Raw genomic sequence first — 22,262 nt, 5'->3', positions numbered from 1 at the left:
CGTGGTCGCTGTCATGAATTCCTTGCCGCGCCGCCAATTCGATGTGGTGGTGGTCGGCGCCGGCGGTGCCGGCATGCGCTGTTCCCTGCAACTGGCCCAGGCGGGCCTGTCAGTGGCGGTGCTGTCCAAAGTGTTCCCCACCCGCTCGCATACCGTGGCTGCCCAGGGCGGCGTCAGTGCGTCGCTGGGCAACATGAGCGAGGACAACTGGTACTGGCACATGTACGACACCGTGAAGGGCTCGGACTGGCTGGGTGACCAGGACGCCATCGAGTTCATGTGCCGCGAGGCCCCGAGCGCCGTGTACGAGATGGAACACTTCGGCATGCCGTTCGACCGCAACCCGGACGGCACCATCTACCAGCGTCCCTTCGGCGGCCATACCGCCAACTTCGGTGAAAAACCGGTGCAGCGCGCCTGTGCCGCCGCCGACCGTACCGGCCATGCGCTGCTGCATACCCTGTACCAGCGCAACGTCGCGGCCCGCACGCAGTTCTTCGTCGAATGGATGGCGCTGGATCTCCTGCGCGCCGAGAACGGCGATGTCGTGGGCGTGACCGCGCTGGAAATGGAAACCGGCGAGATCTACATCCTGGAAGCCAAGGCCACCGTGCTGGCCACGGGTGGCGCGGGCCGCATCTGGGCGGCGTCCACCAATGCGTTCATCAACACCGGCGACGGCCTGGGCATGGCGGCGCGGGCGGGTATCGCGCTGCAGGACATGGAGTTCTGGCAATTCCACCCGACCGGCGTGGCCGGCGCGGGCGTGCTCATCACCGAGGGCGTGCGCGGCGAGGGCGGCATCCTGCTGAACAAGGACGGCGAACGCTTCATGGAGCGCTATGCGCCCACGCTGAAGGACCTGGCGCCGCGCGACTTCGTGTCGCGCTCGATGGACCAGGAAATCAAGGAAGGCCGCGGCTGCGGTCCGGATGGCAGTTATGTCGTGCTGAAGCTGGACCACCTGGGCGCCGAGACGATCAACAAGCGCCTGCCGTCGATCCGCGAGATCGCGATCAAGTTCGGCAACGTCGATCCCATCAAGGAACCCATTCCCGTCGTGCCGACCATCCACTACCAGATGGGCGGCATCCCGGCCAACTACCACGGCCAGGTCGTGTCGTGGACGAATGGCGAAACCAAGATCGTCAACGGCCTGTACGCCATCGGCGAGTGCGCGGCGGTGTCGGTGCACGGCGCCAACCGCCTGGGCACCAACTCGCTGCTGGACCTGATCGTGTTCGGCCGCGCCACGGGCAACCACATCGTTTCCCAGCACCTGGAGCGCCAGCATTCGCACCAGACGGTGTCGAAGTCCTCGCTGGACTACTCGCTGGATCGCGTCAACAAGCTGGAATCGCGCACGTCGGGCGAAAAGACTCAGGATGTCGGCAACGCCATCCGCATGTCCATGCAGCGCCACTGCGGCGTGTTCCGCACGCTGCAGCTGCTGAACGAGGGCGTGGGGCAGATCGAGGAACTGGCCAAGCAGGCGGACCATATCGCCTTCAAGGACAAGTCCAAGGTGTTCAATACGGCTCGCGTGGAAGCGCTGGAACTGGCCAACATGACGGAAGTGGCCCGTGCCACCATCAAGTCGGCCGCCAACCGCACCGAAAGCCGCGGCGCGCATGCGCTGAACGACCACCCCACCCGCGACGACGAGAACTGGCTGAAGCACACCCTCTGGTATTCCGAGGGCAGCCGCCTGGACTACAAGCCCGTACAGATGCAGCCGCTGACGGTCGAGTCGTTCCCGCCCAAAGCGCGTACTTTCTAAGCAGGATGCCGGCATGAGCACCAAGCGTATCGTGAAATTCGAAATCTACCGCTACGACCCGGACAAGGACGAGCGTCCCTATATGCAGAAGCTGGAGGTCGAACTCCAGCCGACGGACAAGATGCTGCTGGACGCCCTGGTCCGCATCAAGAACGACGTCGATGACAGCCTGGCGATCCGCCGTTCGTGCCGCGAAGGCGTGTGCGGTTCGGACGCGATGAACATCAACGGGAAGAATGGCCTTGCCTGTATCACCAATCTGCGTGAACTCAAGGAACCCATCGTCCTGAAGCCGCTGCCCGGGCTGCCCGTGATCCGCGATCTGATCGTGGACATGACGCACTTCTTCAACCAGTACCACTCGATCAAGCCGTACCTGATCAACGACACGCCGCCGCCCGAGCGCGAGCGCCTGCAGTCGCCCGAGGCGCGCGAAGAGCTGGACGGCCTGTACGAGTGCATCCTGTGCGCCTGCTGCTCGACCTCGTGCCCGTCGTTCTGGTGGAACCCTGACAAGTTCGTCGGCCCGGCCGGCCTGCTGCAGGCCTACCGCTTCATCGCGGACAGCCGCGACGAAGCCACCGGCAGCCGTCTGGACAACCTGGAGGATCCGTACCGGCTCTTCCGTTGCCACACCATCATGAATTGCGTGGACGTGTGTCCCAAGGGCCTGAACCCGACGAAGGCCATCGGCAAGATCCGGGAACTGATGGTCCGGCGTACGGTCTAGTAGGGCAGGTGGCGAAACATGGGCAGGCTTACTGAATTGCAGCGCGCGCGTCTGCGTTGGCGGGCGCGCCGCGGCCTGCTCGAGAATGATCTGATCATTACGAAGTACCTGGACGCGTACGAGTCGCAACTGACCGACGCGGATGTAGCAGCGCTGACGCAGCTGTTCGAACTGGGCGACAACGACCTGCTCGACCTCCTGCTGGGGCGTAGTGAGCCAGAAGGTGAACTGGACACGCCGAGGCTACGCGAAATCATCGCGAAGATGCGCGAGCTGTAACTTTGAGAGGAATGTACGATGAAACAGTCAGATAAAAAGGCCACCCTAACGTTTTCGGACGGCAGCGCTCCGATTGAATTCCCGATTTACCAGGGTACGGTAGGTCCGGACGTTATCGACATTCGCAAGCTCTACGGCCAGTCCGGGATGTTCACTTACGATCCGGGCTTCATGTCGACGGCGGCGTGCTCTTCCGCGATCACCTATATCGATGGCGACAAGGGCGAGCTGCTGTATCGCGGCTATCCCATCGAGCAGCTGGCGACCAACTGCGACTTCATGGATGTCTGCTACCTGATCCTGAACGGCGAGCTGCCCTCGCCCGAGCAGAAGCAGGATTTCGATTCCCAGGTGACGCATCACACCATGGTGAACGAGCAGCTGCATTTCTTCCTGCGCGGTTTCCGCCGCGACGCGCACCCGATGGCGGTGCTGACGGGCCTGGTCGGCGCCTTGTCCGCCTTCTATCACGACTCGCTCGACATCACGAACCCGCAGCATCGCCATATCTCGGCGATCCGCCTGATCGCCAAGATGCCGACGCTGGTCGCGATGGCGTACAAGTATTCGCAAGGCCAGCCGTACATCTATCCGCAGAACAACCTGTCCTACACGGGCAACTTCCTGCGCATGATGTTCGCCACGCCGTGCGAAGACTACCAGGTGAACGAAGTCGTCGAGCGCGCGCTGGATCGCATTTTCATCCTGCATGCCGATCACGAGCAGAACGCGTCGACCTCCACCGTGCGCCTGTGCGGCTCGTCGGGCACCAACCCCTTCGCGGCCATCGCGGCCGGCGTGGCTTGCCTGTGGGGCCCTGCCCACGGCGGCGCCAACGAAGCCTGCCTGAACATGCTGGAAGAACTGCAGGCCAACGGCGGTGTCGCCAAGGTCGGCGAGTTCATGGAGAAGGTCAAGGACAAGAACTCCGGCGTGCGCCTGATGGGCTTTGGCCATCGCGTGTACAAGAACTACGACCCGCGCGCCAAGCTGATGCAGCAGACCTGCAAGGAAGTGCTGTCCGCGCTGAACCTGGAAAACGATCCGCTGTTCAAGCTGGCCATGGAGCTGGAGCGCATCGCGCTGGAAGACCCGTACTTCGTGGATCGCAAGCTGTATCCGAACGTCGACTTCTACTCCGGTATCGTGCAGCGCGCCATCGGCATTCCGGTCTCGCTGTTCACGGCCATCTTCGCGCTGGCCCGCACGGTGGGCTGGATCGCCCAGTGGAACGAAATGCTGACGGACCCCGATTACAAGATCGGCCGTCCGCGCCAGCTGTTCACGGGTTCGCCCGCGCGCGACATCAAGCGCAAGAAGTAATCGCCGCGCGCGCGCCGGCATCGACGCCGGCGCGTCGCCGAGGGTGTGCAGGTATCCTGCCGGATGGGGCCGCGTTTTCGCGGCCCTGTTTGTTTTTGCCACGGCGCGGGAAGGTCGTCCCGGATTCAGGACCGGGATTTCGGACCGGGATTTCGGACCAGGATTCGGGGGGGGGGGCCGCGTGGCGCGGCCCTGGATGCGTGGCGGCGTGCGCTCAGCGCCGCAAGGGCAGGACGGCGCCGCGGATCAGCGTGTTGTGCCAACGCGCCCCTTGCAGATCCGCCTGGTGGAAGTTGGTGCCGCTGAGGTCGCAGCCTTCCAGGTTGATGCCGGGTGCGTGCAGGTAGCGCAGGTCCAGCCCATTGAGCCCGCGCATGTGGCTGCAATCCTTGCCGGCCATGTCGCTGGCGAAGAGCGCGGTTTCCCTGGCCCACGCGGGCAGGGTTTCGAAAGGCACGGCGTGGGGCGGCAGATCCGTGGCGGGCAGGCGCCCCAGCCATTCCTGCCAGGCCCCTTCGCGCAGCATGGCATTCAATTGCAGAAGCGCGCGGTGGTCGTCGCGCAGCGCCATGACGACGTCGTCGTCAGTGGGGATCAGGCCTTGCCGGTAAAAGGCCTGGGCGGCATCCTGGGCGGCCCGCGGCGGTTCGCCGGCGCGCAGCAGGAACAGGCGCAGGCGGTCGCCACCGGCCTGATGGGTGAGGGGCAGTACGGCATTCCAGCCGTCCTGGGCAAGCAGATGGGGATCGCGGACGGCCAGCGCCGCGGCATAGATGCCCCAGCTTGTCCACTGCAGGAGCGCCTGGCGCCCTTCGCGGCCCAGGCCCGTTGCTTTTGCCAAGGCCTTGATGGTTTTTTCGATCTCGCGCGCGGCGCGATCGCCGGTGTCCGGGTCGCCGGACGACCGGAAAATGCACGAGGGAATGAAGTGCGCCACGGAAAGCTGCATGATTGGGGATCGCTCGGGTCGGCGGAAGGCGCGCCGGTGCGCGTGCCTTCGCGATTGCTGGGGAGCGATCTCCGTGGTCATGCGGGCAAGGCCGTTCCCTGCAAAGGGCGGGGCGGTTCAACGGCTGCCGGCCGCCCGCGGCGTCAGCGCCCGATGCCTCGGGCCATGAGCACGGCGAAAAGGGGCAGGAAACCGAGCAGATGCACTTGCACCATGACCCATCCGCGGATGCGCTTGATTTCGGCGTTGGTGGGCACGAAGCCCGGCAGCATGCGGGCCTGGCGGCGCCATTTCAGGAAAGCCACCGTCGGCCGCAGGGACAGCAGGGCGATCGCCACGAACAGCCCCATCTTGGCGTGGAACCAGGGATTGGGCAGGTAGAAGGCCGCGCCCTTGGCACCATAGAAGAGCCGCAGCAGGCCCGTCGCGACGACGGCCAGCGCGCACGCCAGGTAGAGGCGGTCGTGATTGGCCAGGCGGCGTACCGTGGCCGCCGGCATGTCGGGCCGTAGCAGCACGGCCTGGGCGGCCAGGGGGACGATAAGGGTGAAGATCGCCAGGAAGTGCAACCAGGCGAGCAGGGCGTCGGTGAGCATCGTGGGATGTCCTGTCTGGGGAATCGTGCCGGCTGCCCGCCCGGGGGCGGGCTCACCGGAATTTACCTCGATATCCGCATCGTCATCCACGGGCAACCCGGGCCGGCGGCGCGCCAGGACTGCGCCCGCCGGGCCCACGGGGATGGCTCAGCGGCGCTGCCCGGCTTCCGCCGCTTCCTGCTGCGCGTCGACGACGGCCAGCGCCGTCATGTTGACGATGCGGCGGACGGTGGCGCTGTTGGTCAGGATGTGTACCGGGCGCGCCGCCCCCAGCAGGATGGGCCCCATGGCGATGCCCCGGCTGCCCGTCATCTTCAGCATGTTGTAGGTGATGTTGCCGGTGTCCAGATTGGGCATGATCAGCAGGTTGGCCGGGCCCTTCAGCGAGCTGTCCGGATAGGATGCCATGCGGATCGACTCGGAAAGCGCGGCATCGGCATGCATCTCGCCGTCGATCTCCAGGTGAGGCGCGCGTTCCGATACGAGCTGGCGCGCGCGGGCCATCTTGCTGGAGGACGCGGTGTTGCGGCTGCCGAAGTTGGAATGCGACAGCAGCGCGATCTTGGGCACCACGCCGAAGCGCAGCATTTCGTCAGCGGCCTGGATGGTGATGTCGGCCAGTTCCTCCGCGCTGGGATCCTCGTTGACGTGCGTGTCGGCGATGAATAGGGTCTGGTCCGGCAGCATCAGGACGTTCAGCGCGGCGTACGCCTGCGTGCCGGACTTGCGGCCGATGACTTCGTCGACGTATTTGAGCTGGTTGTCGTAGCGGCTGCCCACGCCGCAGAGCAGGGCATCGGCATCGCCGCGCTGCAGCAGCATGGCGCCGATCAGCGTGTTGTGCTTGCGGACCATGGCCTTGGCGATGGCCGGCGTGACGCCCTGGCGGCCGCGCATGCGGTAGTAGGCGCTCCAGGTTTCGTTGAAGCGGGCGTCGTCCTCGGGATCGACGATATCGATGTCGGTGCCCGCGGCCAGGCGCAGGCCGAACTTGCGGATGCGCATTTCGATGACCGATGGACGGCCCACCAGGATGGGATGGGCGAGCTTCTCGTCGACCACGGTTTGTACCGCGCGCAGCACGCGCTCGTCTTCGCCATCGGCGTAGATGACGCGCTTGGGCGCCTGCTTGGCCTGGTGGAACAGGGGGCGCATGAGCTGGCCGGAATGGTAGACGAAGCCCATCAGCTTCTGGCGGTAGGCCTCCATGTCCTGGATGGGCCGCAGGGCCACGCCGGAGTCCGCGGCCGCTTGCGCGACGGCCGGGGCGATCTTGACGATCAGGCGCGGATCGAAGGGCTTGGGAATGATGTAGTCGGGGCCGAAGCTCAGGTCCTGGCCGGCGTAGGCGCGCGCCACTTCATCGTTCTGCTCGGCTTCGGCCAGTTCGGCGATGGCCTTGACCGCCGCCAGCTTCATTTCCTCGGTGATGCGCGTGGCGCCGGCATCCATGGCGCCGCGGAAGATGAAGGGGAAGCACAGGACGTTGTTGACCTGGTTGGGATAGTCGGACCGGCCGGTGGCGATGATGCAGTCCGGGCGCGCCGCCTTGGCGACCTCGGGACGGATTTCCGGATCGGGGTTGGCCAGCGCCAGGATCAGCGGCTGGCTGGCCATGGTCTTGACCATTTCAGCGGTGAGCACGCCGGCGGTGGAGCAGCCCAGGAACACATCGGCGTCCTTGACGATATCGGCCAGGGTGCGCGCATCGGTGCGCTGGGCGTAGCGCTTTTTATTGGGCTCCATGTTGGCCTCGCGGCCTTCCCAGATGACGCCGCGCGAATCCGTCACATAGATGTTTTCCTGGCGGATGCCGAGTTGCACCAGCATGTCCAGGCAGGCGATGGCGGCGGCGCCGGCGCCGGAGCAGACCAGCTTGACCTGGTCCATGCGCTTGCCCACCACCTTCAGTCCGTTCAGGATGGCGGCCGAGGAAATGATGGCCGTGCCATGCTGGTCATCGTGGAAAACCGGGATCTTCATCCGTTCGCGCAGCTTCTTTTCGATGTAGAAGCACTCTGGCGCCTTGATGTCTTCCAGGTTGACGCCGCCCAGGGTGGGCTCCAGCGCCGCGATGATGTCGACCAGTTTGTCCGGGTCGGTTTCGGCCAGTTCGATATCGAAGACGTCGATGCCGGCGAACTTCTTGAACAGGCAGCCCTTGCCCTCCATGACGGGCTTGGCGGCCAGCGGGCCGATGTTGCCCAGGCCCAGCACGGCGGTGCCGTTGGTGATCACGCCCACCAGGTTGCCGCGCGAGGTGTATTTCGAGGCCGCATCGTCGCCGCTGGCGTGGATGGCCATGCAGGCGGCCGCCACGCCGGGCGAATAGGCCAGCGACAGGTCGTCCTGGTTGGCCAGGGTCTTGGTGGGCATCACGGATATCTTGCCCGGCGTGGGAAAGGCGTGATAGTCCAGGGCAAGTTTGGTAAGGGTTTCGTCCATTGCGGTACTGCCTTTATCAACGATGAAGGAAAAGGGCGCGGTGGCCGGACGGCGCCGCACGGTCGGTGCGGGGGCGAGCCGCGTCGCCCTGTCGGCGGGGGCGGCGTCCGGAACCGGGGGGAATGGCCTCGCGCGGCGCCCGTTGTGGGGGCGGGGGCATCCGGTTGGGACGCGGGCGCGGCGGCGGAAAAGGACCGGCCGTGTATTTCAGCAGAAAGCGCGGGCGGAAGCTTGTTGCAGCGCGGCGTAAATCCCCGCGCGCACCGGTGTGGGGGGCGGCAAGGGCGGCACGGTATGGCGGCGCCATTGCGACGACCTCGTGTACTGACCGCGGGCTGAAAGGCCGTATTGTCTCCGTCCCGCCACGAAATATGGCCAAAATGTGGCCGCGGCGTTGATCCCCGTTGTCCGGCCCGCTGCGTAACGCACGGGCCGTCGGACAAAGCGCTATACTGCTTCGATACGGCTATCAAGGCTTGTACGTGCCTTCTGCCCCGCTATCCGCCAACCGGTTGAGCCGTGTCGCGGAAGGTTTTCCTGCATCGCAACGGGTGAAGCACCCGGTAAGGTGAAGCGTTATATGTCCACTGAGATCGAATCCAAGTCCACCTCATATCTGTTCGGGAGCAACGCTCCCTACGTCGAAGAGCTCTACGAAGCCTATCTCGACAATCCCTCGGCGGTCGGCGACAACTGGCGCAGCTATTTCGATTCGCTGCAGCACCTGCCCGCCACGGACGGCCAGGAAACCACCCGCGATCAAGCCCACGCTCCCATCGTTGCGTCGTTCGCCCAGCGCGCGCGCACCAATGGTTTCGTGCATCGTGCCCAGGAGCCCGATCTGTCGGTCGCTTCCAAGCAGGTGTCGGTGCAGCAGCTGATCGGCGCCTATCGCACCCTGGGCTCCCGCTATGCCGACCTGGATCCGCTCAAGCGCCAGGAACGCCCGAACATCCCCGAGCTGGATCCCGCTTTCTACGGCCTGACGGAAGCCGACCTGGACCAGGTCTATTCCGCGACCAATACCTATTTCACCAGCGCCAGCACAATGACGCTGCGGGATATCCTGAAGAGCCTGCGCGACACCTACTGTCGCACCATCGGCGCCGAGTTCATGCATTGCTCGGATCCGGCGGTCAAGCGATGGATCGAGGAACGCCTGGAATCCACGCTCAGCTCGCCGCCGGTCTCCACGGAACATAAACGCCATATCCTGCAGCAGCTGACCGAAGCCGAAGGTCTCGAGCGCTTCTTGCACACGAAATACGTGGGCCAGAAGCGCTTTTCGCTGGAAGGTGGCGAAAGCTTCATCGCGGCCATGGACGAAGTGGTCCACCACGCCGGCGAAAACGGCGTGCAGGAGATCGTGGTCGGCATGGCCCACCGCGGCCGCCTGAACATGCTGGTGAACATCATGGGCAAGATGCCCGGTGACCTGTTCGCCGAATTCGAAGGCAAGCACGCCGAAGGCCTGACCGACGGCGACGTGAAGTACCACAACGGTTTCTCCAGCGACCTGTCCACGCGTGGCGGTCCGGTGCACCTGTCCCTGGCCTTCAATCCCTCGCACCTGGAAATCGTCAATCCGGTGGTGGAGGGCAGCGTCCGCGCCCGCCAGGAACGCCGCGGCGACCACGAAGGCAAGCAGGTCCTGCCGGTGCTGGTGCACGGCGACGCGGCCTTTGCCGGCCAGGGCGTCGTGATGGAAACGCTGAACCTGGCGCAGACCCGCGGCTACGGCACGGGCGGCACCCTGCACATCGTCATCAACAACCAGATCGGCTTCACCACGTCCGATCCGCGCGACACGCGTTCCACGCTGTATTGCACGGACGTGGTCAAGATGATCGAAGCGCCCGTGTTCCACGTGAATGGCGACGATCCCGAAGCGGTCGTCTTCGTCACGCGCCTGGCGCTGGACTATCGCGCCCAGTTCCACCACGATGTGGTCGTGGATATCGTCTGCTTCCGCAAGCTGGGCCACAACGAGCAGGACACCCCCTCGCTGACGCAGCCCTTGATGTACAAGCGCATCAGCCATCATCCCGGCACCCGCAAGGCCTACGCCGATAAGCTGGTCGCCCAGGGCGTCCTGACCGACGCGGAAGCCGACCAGCTGGTGAAGGACTACCGCCAGTTGATGGAAGACGGCCACCGCACCATCGAGCCGGTGCTGACGGACTACAAGAGCAAGTACGCGATCGACTGGTCGCCCTTCCTGGGCGCCAAGTGGACGGACCAGGCCGACACCGGCGTGCCGCTGGCCGAGCTCAAGCGCATCGGCGAGCGCATCACCACCGTGCCGGAAGGTTTCACCGTGCACCCGCTGGTGGCGCGCCTGTTGAACGACCGCCGCGCGATGGCGCGCGGCGAGTTGAACCTGGACTGGGGCATGGGCGAGCACCTGGCGTTCGCGACGCTGGTTTCGTCCGGCTACGCCGTGCGCATCACGGGCCAGGACTCCGGCCGCGGGACCTTCACGCACCGCCATGCGGTGCTGCACGACCAGAATCGCGAACGCTGGAACGACGGTACCTACATCCCCCTGCAGAATGTGTCGGAAGGCCAGGCGCCCTTCGTCGTCATCGACTCGGTGCTGTCCGAAGAAGCGGTGCTGGGTTTCGAGTACGGCTATTCCAGCGCCGAGCCCAACACCCTGACCATCTGGGAAGCGCAGTTCGGCGACTTCGTCAACGGCGCGCAGGTCGTGATCGACCAGTTCATCAGCGCCGGCGAGGCCAAGTGGGGCCGCCAGTCGGGCCTGACCATGATGCTGCCGCACGGCTACGAAGGCCAGGGCCCGGAACACTCGTCCGCCCGCATCGAACGCTTCCTGCAGCTGTGCGCCGACAACAACATGCAGGTCGTGCAGCCGACGACGGCCGCGCAGATCTTCCACCTGCTGCGCCGCCAGATGATCCGGCAGTTCCGCAAGCCGCTGGTCATCATGACGCCCAAGTCGCTGCTGCGTAACAAGGATGCCGGTTCGCCCCTGGCCGACCTGACCACCGGCGGCTTCCGCCCCGTGATCGGCGAAGTGGACGACAGCATCAAGGCCGCATCGGTCAAGCGCGTGCTGGCCTGCTCCGGCAAGGTCTACTACGACCTGGTCAATGCCCGCAAGGAACGCGGCCTGGACAACGTCGCGATCATCCGCGTCGAGCAGCTCTATCCCTTCGCGCACAAGGCTTTCGAGGCCGAACTGCGCAAGTACCCGAAGGCCACGGAAGTCATCTGGGTTCAGGACGAACCGCAGAACCAGGGCGCGTGGTTCTACGTGCAGCATCACCTGTACGAAAACATGGCCGAGGGCCAGAAGCTGGCGTACGCCGGCCGTCCCGCCTCGGCTTCGCCCGCGGTCGGCTATCTGGCCAAGCACCAGGAACAACAGAAGGCCCTGGTGGAACAGGCCTTGGCGCCCAAGTACAAGGGCTTCATGCTGACCAAGTAAGCGCGAGCGCGAACAGGCGCGCGTCCGGGGTACGGACGCGCGCGCGTAGATCACACGAACATCACTTTACGGAAGAAAAATGGCCCAAATCGAAGTCAAAGTCCCCCAGTTGTCCGAATCCGTGTCCGAGGCATCGCTGCTGACGTGGAAAAAGCAACCTGGCGCGGCCGTTCAGGCGGACGAGATCCTGATCGAAATCGAAACCGACAAGGTTGTGCTGGAAGTACCCGCGCCGGCCTCCGGCGTGCTGGCTGAAATCGTCAAGGGCGACGGCAGCACGGTGACGTCCGACGAAGTCATCGCCCGCATCGACACCGAAGGCAAGGCCGCCGCCGCCGCGCCCACCGCCCCCGCCGCCGAAGCGCCCAAGGCCGCCCAGGCCGCTGCCGCCGCCGCGCCCGCCGCCGCGCCGGCCCCGGCTGCCTCGACGCCCGTCGCGTCGCCCGCCGCCGCCAAGATCATGGCCGACAAGGGCGTGTCGCCCGACAGCGTCAGCGGCACCGGCCGTGGCGGCCGTATCACCAAGGGCGATGCGCTGGAAGCCGGCGCCGCGCCCGCCGCCAAGCCCGCCGCCGCCGCGCCTGCGCCCGCGCCGACCCAGCTGTCGCTGGACGGCCGCCCCGAGCAGCGCGTGCCCATGAGCCGCCTGCGTGCCCGCGTGGCCGAGCGCCTGCTGCAGTCCCAGCAGGAAAACGCCATCCTGACCACGTTCAACGAGGTCAACATGCAGGCCGTCATCGACCTGCGCAACAAGTACAAAGAGAAGTTCGAGAAAGAGCACGGCGTGAAGCTGGGCTTCATGTCGTTCTTCGTGAAGGCCGCGGTCGCCGCGCTGAAGAAGTATCCGGTGCTGAACGCCTCGGTGGACGGCAAGGACATCATCTACCACGGCTACTTCGACATCGGCATCGCGGTAGGCAGCCCGCGCGGCCTGGTGGTGCCCATCCTGCGCAATGCCGACCAGCTCAGCATCGCCGAAATCGAGAAGACCATCGCCGACTTCGGCCGGCGCGCCGGCGAAGGCAAGCTGGGCATCGAGGAAATGACGGGCGGCACGTTCTCCATCTCCAATGGCGGCGTGTTCGGTTCCATGCTGTCCACGCCCATCATCAACCCGCCGCAATCGGCCATCCTGGGCATCCATGCCACCAAGGAGCGCCCGGTCGTCGAGAACGGCCAGATCGTGATCCGCCCGATCAACTTCCTGGCCATGTCCTACGACCACCGCATCATCGACGGCCGCGAAGCCGTGCTGGGCCTGGTCGCCATGAAGGAAGCGCTGGAAGATCCGCAGCGCCTGCTGCTGGAACTGTAAGCGATGCGGCGGTCCCGGCGGATGCCCGCCGGGACCGCCTGTCCTGCCGGCCGGCCGCGCGCCACGCCGCGGCCGGTCCGCGCAGGACCGCCAACATGCGCCTCACCCCGCCGGTCGGTCCGGCGTCCAGCCGGTTCCCACCGCACCAACCCGCGAGAAATCCATGTCTAAACAATTCGACGTCATCGTCATCGGCGCCGGCCCCGGCGGCTACATCGCCGCGATCCGCGCCGCCCAGCTGGGCATGTCGGTCGCCTGCATCGACGCCTGGCAGAACGCGCAGGGCGGCCCCGCGCCCGGCGGCACGTGCACCAACGTCGGCTGCATTCCCTCGAAGGCGCTGCTGCAGTCGTCCGAGCACTACGAGCAGCTGAACCATCACTTCGCCGATCATGGCATCGAGGTCAAGGGCGCCAGCGTCAAGGTGGACAAGATGCTGGGCCGCAAGAATTCGGTGGTCAAGCAGAACAACGACGGCATCCTTTACCTGTTCAAGAAGAACAAGGTCGCCTTCTTCCACGGCAAGGGCGAGTTCGCCGGCCAGGTGGAAGGCGGCTGGGGCGTCAAGGTAAGCGGCCCCACCCAGGAAGACCTGGTGGGCAAGCACATCATCGTGGCCACCGGTTCGGCCGCGCGCCCGCTGCCCGGCCTGCCCTTCGACGAGAAGAACGTCCTGTCCAATGACGGCGCGCTGGCCATCGACGCCGTGCCGAAGAAGCTGGGCGTGATCGGCGCCGGCGTCATCGGCCTGGAAATGGGCAGCGTGTGGCGCCGCCTGGGCGCCGAGGTCACCATCCTGGAAGCCATGCCGGAGTTCCTGGCGGCCGCCGACCAGCAAGTGGCCAAGGAAGCGCTGAAGGTGTTCACCAAGCAGGGCCTGAACATCCAGATGGGCGTGAAGATCGGCGAGGTCAAGTCCACCGCCAAGTCCGTGTCGGTGTCGTACACCGACGCCAAGGGCGAAGCGCAGACCCTGTCGGTGGACAAGCTGATCGTCTCGATCGGCCGGGTGCCCTATACCGACGGCCTGAAGGCCGATACCGTGGGCCTGAAGCTGGACGAGCGCGGCTTTATCGCCGTCGACGGCGACTGCAAGACCAACCTGCCCAACGTGTGGGCGATCGGCGATGTGGTGCGCGGCCCGATGCTGGCGCACAAGGCCGAAGAAGAAGGCGTGGCGGTGGCCGAGCGTATCGCCGGCCAGCATGGCCACGTGAACTTCGACACCGTGCCGTGGGTGATCTATACCTCGCCGGAAATCGCCTGGGTGGGCAAGACGGAACAGCAGCTCAAGGCCGAGGGCCGCGAGTACAAGGCCGGCAGCTTCCCCTTCCTGGCCAACGGCCGCGCGCGCGCGCTGGGCGATACCACGGGCTTCGCGAAGGTGATCGCCGATGCCAAGACGGATGAAGTCCTGGGCGTGCACATCGTCGGCCCGATGGCCTCGGAACTGATTTCCGAAGCCGTCACGATCATGGAATTCCGCGGCGCCGCGGAAGACATCGCCCGCATCTGCCACGCCCACCCGACCCTGTCGGAGGCCGTCAAGGAAGCCGCGCTGGCGGTGGACAAGCGCACCCTGAACTTCTAAGGGCGCATCGTCCCGGCGTGCCGCAATGCCCTGCCCCTGGGAAAGGGCATGCGCCGGCCGGGATGCTGAACTACGCCCGGCGCCGCCATGAGGGGGCGCCGGCGCGGCCGGGGCGGATTGCGACGATCCGCCTTTTTCTTTGGTTTGCGGGAATATCCCAATGAATGTCCGCGAGTATTACGAGCATGCGCTGGCCGAGCGCGGCTATCGATCCGACGCCGCGCAGGAGCGCGCCGTGGAGCGCCTGCAGCAGTACTACGACGATTGGGTGGGCTTCAAGGCCTTGCGTTCCAACGCCCTGAAGAAGTTGCTGAATCGGCCGGACGTGCCGCGCGGCGTGTATCTGTGGGGCGGCGTGGGGCGCGGCAAGAGCTTCCTGATGGACGCCTTTTATGCCACCGTGCCCGTGGTGCGCAAGACGCGCGTGCATTTCCATGAGTTCATGCGCAGCGTGCACCGGGAAATGCAGGAAGTCAAAGGCATGCAGGACCCGCTGGACGAAGTGGCGCGCCGCGTGGCCAAGCGCTACCGGCTGATCTGCTTCGACGAATTCCATGTGTCCGACGTGGCGGACGCGATGATCCTGCATCGGCTGCTGCTCAAGCTGTTCGAGAACGGCACGTCCTTTGTGATGACCTCCAACTACGAGCCCGACAAGCTCTACCCGGAGGCCCTGTACCGCGAGCGCATCCTGCCGGCCATCGCGCTGATCAAGGCCCGCATGGACGTGCTGAACGTGGACGCCGGCGTCGATTACCGCCGGCGCACGCTGGACCAGGTGCAGGCCTACCATACCCCGCTCGGGCCCGAGGCCGACGCGGCCTTGCAAGAGGCCTTCGACAAACTGGCCGACCACGCGCCGCAGACGCCGGTATTGCATATCGAGCACCGCGAACTGCACGCCAAGGCGCTGGCGGGCAGCGTGGTATGGTTCGACTTCGCCACGCTGTGCGGCGGTCCCCGTTCGCAGAACGACTACCTGGAGCTGGCCAGCCGCTTCCAGGCGGTGATCCTGTCGGACGTGCCCAAAATGGCGCCCCGCAATGCCTCGGAAGCGCGGCGCTTTACCTGGCTGGTGGACGTGTTCTACGACCATCGCGTCAAGCTGATCATGTCGGCCGCGGCCGAGCCGGAAGCCCTCTACACGGAAGGCTCGCTGGCCAACGAATTCCATCGCACCGTGTCGCGGATCATTGAAATGCAATCCAAGGAATACCTGGATTCGGCGCGGCGCGACACGGTGGCGCTGTAAACTTTCCCTTTGTTTTTCCTGCGAACGCCATGAACACCCGCGTCCTTACCGGCATCACCACTTCCGGCACGCCCCACCTGGGCAATTACGCCGGCGCCATCCGCCCCGCCATCCAGGCCAGCGAACAGCCGGGCGTGGACGCATTTTTCTTCCTGGCGGACTACCACGCCTTGATCAAGACCACCGAGGATCCGGCGCGCGTCGCCCGGTCCCGGCTGGAAATCGCCGCGACCTGGCTGGCGGCCGGGCTGGACCCCGAGCGGGTCACCTTCTATCGGCAATCGGATATTCCGGAGATCCCCGAGCTCTGCTGGCTGCTGACCTGCGTCACGCCCAAGGGGCTGATGAACCGCGCGCATGCGTACAAGGCCTCGGTCGACCAGAACACCGCCAAGGGCGTGGACCCGGACGATGGCATCAGCATGGGCCTGTTCTCCTATCCGGTGCTGATGGCGGCGGACATCCTGATGTTCAACGCCCACAAGGTGCCCGTGGGCCGGGACCAGATCCAGCACCTGGAAATGGCGCGGGACATCGCCCAGCGCTTCAATCACCTGTACGGCGACGAATATTTCGTGCTGCCCGACGTGGTCATCGCGGAGGACGTCGCGACGCTGCCCGGCCTGGACGGGCGCAAGATGTCCAAGAGCTACAACAACACCATTCCCTTGTTCGAAGGCGGCGCCAAGGCCCTGCGTTCCGCCGTCATGCGCATCGTGACGGATTCGCGGCAGCCGGGCGAACCCAAGGACGCGGAAAATTCCCACCTGTACACCCTTTACCGCGCCTTTGCCCCGGCGGGGGAGTCGGCGGCGTTCCGCCAGGCACTGGAGCAGGGCATGGGCTGGGGCGACGCCAAGCAGGCCCTGTGCGACCTGCTGGAGCGCGACCTGGCCGAGATGCGCGAACGCTACGTGGCCTTGATGGCCGCGCCGGCCCGCATCGAGGACATCCTCATGGCGGGCGCGGAAAAAGCGCGCAAGCTGGCAATGCCCTTCATGGCCCGGCTGCGCGATGCGGTGGGCTTGCGCCGGCTGGGCGGCAGCCCTGGCGTGGCGTCCGCGACGGGCAGCAAAAAAGCCGCCTCGCGCGCCGCGCGTTTCGTCAGCTTCCGCGACGAGACGGGCAGCTTCCGTTTCCGCCTGCTGGCGGCCGACGGCGAAGAGCTCTTGTGCTCCATCCCCTATGCCGATCCCAAGCAGGCCGGCGCGGCGATGCGCCGCCTGCAGACCGAGACGCCATCGCTGCGGGCCGAAGGCATGGCCTACCTGGCCGCGCTGGACGATGCTCCCGTGGCCTACGGCCCCCCGGCCGCCGATGACGCGGCGCGGGAAGCGGCCCTGGCGCGCACGCGGGAAACCCTGCAGGGGCTGGCGCGCGCGGACTAGTGCCGCCATACGCTGACCATCCGGGTTCCCACGCGGGAACCGGTATTTTCCGATATCGACTTACCTCCCCGTAAAGGCGCCTTCGCGCCAGTCCTGCATCGAGGGGAGAGCGTGGCTACGCAAGTCGGGCGCACCGGTCTCGCCCGCCGACCGATGGCGGACGAGGCCACCAACACGGATATGGCCGGCGACGCCGGCGCTGCCGCGGTGGAGGTGGGCGGCGCGATCGCCAGCGCGCTGGCCCGGGTGGGCGGGTCCGCCGGCGGTACGAAGCCCCCCGCTTCGGACCTGCAACTGGCCGACGCCTGGAAGCTGCTGCCGCTGTGGCTGACCCACGGCCCCCGGCTGCCAGGACCGGGCGACATCGCCGAGCCGGATGCCATCGCCCGGGACGGCAGGCGCCGCATGGCCTACCGGGCGGGTGTGCTGGCCGCGCGCGAGCTGGGGCTGGATACGCGCCGGCACGGCACGGATGAACTGCTGGCCCTGGGGCAGGAGACCATCGCCGACCATGTCATGGCTGGCAGCGCCAGCCAGGTGCTGGTGGCCCTGGCCCGCCTGGAGGGCAGGATAGACGACGCGGCCTGGGCGTCGCGCGATCCGGACAGGATCGCCGGGCAGGTCGACGCCTTCCTGCGAACGGAGTTCAAGGACGAGATCGACCTGTACGAGGCCCTGGACGGGCTGGTCGCGGAACCGCCGCCATCGGGACGGAGGGAACTGGCCGACGCCTTGTTGCGGGCCCAGGATATCGACCCGGATGCCTTGCTGGACACCGGCTATCGCGCGGCCATCGGCGATGTCTCCGCCTCTTCGCCGCCGCTGGTGCTGGATCGGAAAGCGGGGGAGGTCTATTTCCAGGTGGACAAGCTGGACGCCCCCATCCTGCGCAGGATGAAAACGCGCGCGGGCGGCACGCCCGACGACGCCCATATCGCGCGGGTGCTCGCGGCCTTGCCGGCGTCCCTGGATGCGGAGTTCGGTCGCCGCTTCGACGGCCACCGCGAGCGGATGTCCACGCTGCTGGCGCAATGGCTCGCCGTGCGCCTGGGCATGCACGCCCGCCAGGCTGCCATCGATCTCTCGGCGACGACGGTGACCGTATCGCGAGCCAGCCTGCGGCGCCTGGCGCGCGCGGCGACCTCCCTCATCGGCCGCGGCACGGTGTATCGCGATGTGGGCGACAAGCTGCCGTCGCGGGGATTCCTGGTCTCCATGGCGGGAAAGCATCGTTGTTTCATCGCCGGCGATACCGGCGCCCTCCATGTCGTGCCGCCGCAGACGTCCCTGGCCGCGTGGCTGGAGCGCGAGCGCCGGCTGGTATTCGGCGATGCCGCGGCGGATGCGCGGCCCGGCGGCGCGGATGGACAGGGCGACTTCGTTGTCGACGTGGAAAACGTGGCATCCGGACCGTGGGACGGCATGCGGGAATGGCTGTCCCGCGCCTTCGGCGCGGAGATCGAGCGCGGGCGCGAGGGCCTGCGTGGCCACACGTACGCCGAGGGCGCGGTCGACACGCTGCTGGACCTGATTCCCTTCCGTGCGATGGTCGTGGCGCTACGCAAGGGCGACGTCCCGAGCGCGATCGTGATGGGCGGGCTGGACGTGCTGTCGCTGGTGCCGCTGGTGGGCGCCGGCGTCCGGCTGGGCGGGGCGGTCGCGCGGGCGGCCGCCCCCTGGCTGGGCATGGGCTTGCGCCTGGGCGGCAGGCTGGCCGCCAGGACGGCCGGCGGCTTGCGGCAATTGGGCGCGGGTATTCCGCTGTTGCGCGGGCAGGTCAGGGCGGCCCTGGCGACGTCGGCCGTGCATGGGTGGGGACGCCTGCGGCCCCTGGATCTTGCCCGCGTGGCGCAGGCCTTGCGGGCCTCCGCCCCGAGGCTTGCCGGCATCCTGGACGGAATCGCCGCGCGCGCCCGGGGAACGTTTGTCGCCGACGGGGTGTGGCGGCTGGAACGCGGCATCGGCGCCGCTACCGGGAGCGGCATGAGCGGCATGAACCGCATGAAAGGCGCGGGCGCCATGGGCCGCGGCGCCTCGGCCGCGGCCGACGCCGCCGATGCGATCGGGCCGGCGCCGCGCGTCATGGCGCGCAATCCCCAAGGCGGCAGGCTGGCCCTGCTTCCCTATGGCGAGGGGCGCGCCGCGTACACCCAGGTCGACAACGCGGGGCGGCGGGTAGGCGCCCTGCTGGTGGCGGACAGCGGCGGCTGGCTGCACCGGACACTGCCGCTCGCGACCTTGGAGCGGTACCGCGTCGCGACGCCGGCCGTGCTGCGCGCGCTGGACGGTCGGCGCCCGGGCGCGGATGGGACCGTGGCCCTGGATGGCAGGCATTACGCCCGGCTGGGCCCGGACTACGTGGAGGTGCGGCGCGACCTGGCCGCCTCCACCGGTGCGCGGCGGATATGGCGCGCCGCGGCGCCGCCGGATGTCGTGCCCGATATGGTGGCGTACCGGCTGGTTTACGACCCGCTCCAGGGCTTGTGGCGCCACACGCCGGCACCGGGTTTGGCGGGGGGCTATCGGCCGGCGGGCGGCAGGGCTGTTCCCGTGGCGTCCCTGCCCGATGTACGGATCACGCCCGATGCCGCGCGACTGGCGCGCTTCCGCGACGCCTTGACAGCGAACATGCGCGGCGCCACACCCGTGCAGGTGCAGGCAGTGCGCGCGCTGGTGGACTTGATAGCCAGCAATCCGCGCGGCAAGGCCATCCTGAACGCCATGACGGCGCATTACGAATTGCTGGGCCAGGTGCCGGAGATCGTCCTGCGGGAAAGCGGCCATGCGGCGCATCCCAGGCCCAGCCTGGTCCACCCGGTTTCCGGCACCGCGTGGAACCTGGACCTGGACATGCTGGGGCGCGGCACGACCGGGGACGCGGTGCAGGAATTCGCGGCGGTCTACAACAACATGACCGGCGTGCTCCAGGAAAGGGACCCCTTCGAAGCCCTGGCGATCCAGCCAGGACCGCCCCTGGACCCGCGCCTGGAACAAGCCTGGGCGGCCTGGATTTCGCAAGGGTCCGTGGGGGTATCGCGCGCGGCCGCGACGCAGCGGCGACGGGCCCCCGGGATCATTGCGCGCCAGGCCGCGGTGTCCCACCTGCGTACGCAGCTGCGGGAAATGCGCTGCTATGGCGGCCTGGATCGCGCGTCCCTGCAGTCGCTGTTGAGGCATCCGGGCAGCAGGACGGCCATGAAAATCGATCTTTCCGGACGCGCCCTGGACAGCGTGCCGCCGCTGCCGCGCGACACCAGGGTGTTGCTCGTCTCCAATAATCCTATCCAGGACTGGAGCCATCTTCCGGATGGCTTGACGGTGCTGCACGCCGAGCGGACGCGCATGCGGAGGCTGCCCGCGAACCTGCCCGCGAGCCTGGTGTATTTGAACGTGTCCAACAATATGCTGCGGGGCACGGCCATGGTCTTGCCGCCCCGCCTGGAGCGCCTGGAAATGGCCCGCAACGGGCTCACCCGGTTGCCCGCGCTGCCCGCCACGTTGAAGGAGCTGATCGTCAGCGAGAACTTCCTGGCGGCGCTGTCGCCCGGGCTGCCGGGCGGGCTGGAAATGCTGAACGTAAACGGCAACGTATTGACGGGGCTGCCGGAACACCTGCCCGGTGCGCTCAAAGTCCTGCTGGCGCGCGGCAACCGGCTCGCCGGCCTGCCCCATGCGCTGTCCGAGGGGCTGGAGGAAGCCGACCTGTCCTTCAACTCCCTGGAGACCTTGCCCGCTTTGCCCGGCAGCTTGCGTATCCTGGATGCGCGTTCCAACCGCTTGGGCCGACTGCCTGAGGATCTGCCCGCGGCGCTGCAGGTGCTGGTGGTGTCGAACAATCGCCTGTCGCGCCTGCCCGATAACCTGCCGGGCCAACTGGTGTTCCTGGGCCTGCAAGACAACGCGATAACGGAGCTGCCGCCCTTTATCGCCGCGTTGACGCGCTGCTGGATTTTCCTGGACGGCAACCCGCTGCGCGCCGGCGCCATCCCGGCCATTCCCGCCGGCGTGCCCGGTCCGCGGTTCTCATATGGCGCCTTTCCGCACGGTGCGCCATCGGGCGAGCTTACGCTGGACCAGGCGGTGCGGCCCTGGCTGACGCGGGCATTCCAGGATGCGCAGGCGCGATGGGACGCCATCGCGCTGGTCCCCGCGATGCGGGGCAGGGCAGCGGAGTTCATCCGCTTCCTGGCGCGCCTGCGCAATACCGTCAGCGCCCGCGACCCGGGTTTCCGTGCGCAGGTGCAAGCCTGGCTGGCGGACCTTTCCAGGCCGGAACGCCGGCCGCTGCTGGAAGAGACGCTGGCCCTGTGCGCGGGTGCAACGGAAACCTGCGACGACCGCATCACGCTGGCCTGGAACGACCTGCAGGCCCTGCATCGCAATGACGATATCCGCCTGGGACTGTACGACGACCGCGTCGCGGAGGTCGTCGATATTGCCCGGCAGATGTTCCGCATCCATGTATTGACGGAGATCGCGCGCCGCAAGGAACGCGTTCTGTTGGCCTTGGCGCGGACGCACGGTGGACGCAGCGTCGACTCGCTGGAGGTATACCTGTCCCACATGGTGCATCTGCGCGACGCACTGCAGCTGACCTTCGTCGCGCCAAGAATGCAGTTCCACGATGCCTTGGCGGTCGACGAGGAGCACCTTGCCGAGGCGCGCGAAATCGTGCGCTCGCGCGAGCGCGAGGAGTTCGACAAGTTCCTGGTGCTCGACTACGCGCCCTGGCAGACCCTGCTGAAGCGCAAGAACCCCCAGGCTTATGCGCAGGCGCAGGCCGCGGCGGACGAGGCCGTGCGGGACCGCTTCGACGAGGAGCTCGGAAAAGAGCTCGACCGCTTGCAGCTGCCCGCCGACCCCGCCGTGCTGGACGACGCCCGCAAGGACCTGGGCCCGGGAATCGTGCGCGCGCTTCGGTACGCCGCCATGGAGCCCTTGACGCGCGCCTTGCTGCAGGCGGCCACGCCCGTGCCGGTCACCTCGGACTAATCCGATATTCCCGTGCGGGGGAACCCGAATTTTCCGACGCCGACTTAGCTTCCTTCGGCGCGATGCTGGCCGTTATTCCTATGCTGGTCGAGGTTAAGCAGTGAGAACACAAGGTGTAAGCACAGGCGGTGTCGCGCCACCGCCGGTAGCGCCCGCGATAGGGGACAAGGG

Annotated in this window: 13 protein-coding genes; 10 read left to right on the top strand and 3 right to left on the bottom strand. The window is 66.9% G+C overall.

Translation table 11 applies throughout. The annotated features are described in order from the left end of the window. Window position 1 precedes the first annotated feature (1 nt). The 4 genes from sdhA to BAU06_RS18310 are packed head-to-tail and all read left to right on the top strand — an operon-like array spanning window position 2 to window position 4,112. Window positions 2-1,780 carry a succinate dehydrogenase flavoprotein subunit gene (gene sdhA / locus BAU06_RS18325; protein WP_066353281.1) on the top strand — a complete coding sequence of 593 codons (1,779 nt, stop codon included), beginning with the start codon at window positions 2-4 and terminating at the stop codon, window positions 1,778-1,780. Window positions 1,781-1,793: 13 nt separating this feature from the next. Continuing rightward, window positions 1,794-2,510 carry a succinate dehydrogenase iron-sulfur subunit gene (locus BAU06_RS18320; protein WP_066353275.1) on the top strand — a complete coding sequence of 239 codons (717 nt, stop codon included), beginning with the start codon at window positions 1,794-1,796 and terminating at the stop codon, window positions 2,508-2,510. A gap of 18 nt (window positions 2,511-2,528) precedes the next feature. Further along, on the top strand, window positions 2,529-2,789 hold the full coding sequence (locus BAU06_RS18315; RefSeq protein WP_066353272.1) for a succinate dehydrogenase assembly factor 2: 261 nt from the start codon (window positions 2,529-2,531) through the stop codon (window positions 2,787-2,789). 18 nt (window positions 2,790-2,807) lie between these two features. Continuing rightward, complete coding sequence (locus BAU06_RS18310; protein WP_066353270.1) at window positions 2,808-4,112, top strand: citrate synthase; 1,305 nt, start codon at window positions 2,808-2,810, stop codon at window positions 4,110-4,112. A gap of 214 nt (window positions 4,113-4,326) precedes the next feature. Here BAU06_RS18310 and BAU06_RS18305 read toward each other — a convergent pair whose 3' ends face one another. From BAU06_RS18305 to BAU06_RS18295, 3 genes are all read right to left on the bottom strand, one after another. Then, window positions 4,327-5,061, bottom strand: coding sequence for a pentapeptide repeat-containing protein (locus BAU06_RS18305; RefSeq protein ID WP_066353269.1), 735 nt, complete (start codon window positions 5,059-5,061; stop codon window positions 4,327-4,329). 143 nt (window positions 5,062-5,204) lie between these two features. Next, a complete protein-coding gene (locus BAU06_RS18300; RefSeq protein ID WP_066353267.1) occupies window positions 5,205-5,657 on the bottom strand; it encodes a DUF2214 family protein in 453 nt (150 codons plus the stop codon). 147 nt (window positions 5,658-5,804) lie between these two features. After that, a complete protein-coding gene (locus BAU06_RS18295; RefSeq protein ID WP_066353265.1) occupies window positions 5,805-8,102 on the bottom strand; it encodes an NADP-dependent malic enzyme in 2,298 nt (765 codons plus the stop codon). A 580-nt stretch (window positions 8,103-8,682) separates the two neighbouring features. On the opposite strand from BAU06_RS18295, the gene BAU06_RS18290 reads away from it, so the two are divergent. The 6 genes from BAU06_RS18290 (at window position 8,683) to BAU06_RS18265 (ending at window position 22,091) form a co-directional block, all read left to right on the top strand. Beyond that, window positions 8,683-11,553 carry a 2-oxoglutarate dehydrogenase E1 component gene (locus BAU06_RS18290; RefSeq protein WP_066353261.1) on the top strand — a complete coding sequence of 957 codons (2,871 nt, stop codon included), beginning with the start codon at window positions 8,683-8,685 and terminating at the stop codon, window positions 11,551-11,553. Between the two features lie 79 nt (window positions 11,554-11,632). Then, a complete protein-coding gene (gene odhB, locus BAU06_RS18285) occupies window positions 11,633-12,868 on the top strand; it encodes a 2-oxoglutarate dehydrogenase complex dihydrolipoyllysine-residue succinyltransferase (RefSeq protein WP_066353260.1) in 1,236 nt (411 codons plus the stop codon). A 163-nt stretch (window positions 12,869-13,031) separates the two neighbouring features. After that, complete coding sequence (gene lpdA, locus BAU06_RS18280; protein WP_066353258.1) at window positions 13,032-14,459, top strand: dihydrolipoyl dehydrogenase; 1,428 nt, start codon at window positions 13,032-13,034, stop codon at window positions 14,457-14,459. 160 nt (window positions 14,460-14,619) lie between these two features. Next, window positions 14,620-15,711 (top strand): cell division protein ZapE, encoded by a 1,092-nt coding sequence (zapE, locus tag BAU06_RS18275; protein ID WP_066353256.1) that lies wholly within the window; start codon window positions 14,620-14,622, stop codon window positions 15,709-15,711. Window positions 15,712-15,740: 29 nt separating this feature from the next. Beyond that, entirely contained in the window at window positions 15,741-17,099 is a 1,359-nt protein-coding gene (locus BAU06_RS18270; RefSeq protein WP_066353253.1) for a tryptophan--tRNA ligase, read from the top strand. 111 nt (window positions 17,100-17,210) lie between these two features. Continuing rightward, complete coding sequence (locus tag BAU06_RS18265) at window positions 17,211-22,091, top strand: NEL-type E3 ubiquitin ligase domain-containing protein (protein ID WP_156770274.1); 4,881 nt, start codon at window positions 17,211-17,213, stop codon at window positions 22,089-22,091. Window positions 22,092-22,262: the final 171 nt, after the last annotated feature.

The sequence above is a fragment of the Bordetella bronchialis genome, from assembly GCF_001676705.1.
Lineage (GTDB): Bacteria > Pseudomonadota > Gammaproteobacteria > Burkholderiales > Burkholderiaceae_B > Bordetella_C > Bordetella_C bronchialis.
This window is presented reverse-complemented; position numbering and strand designations above follow the sequence as displayed.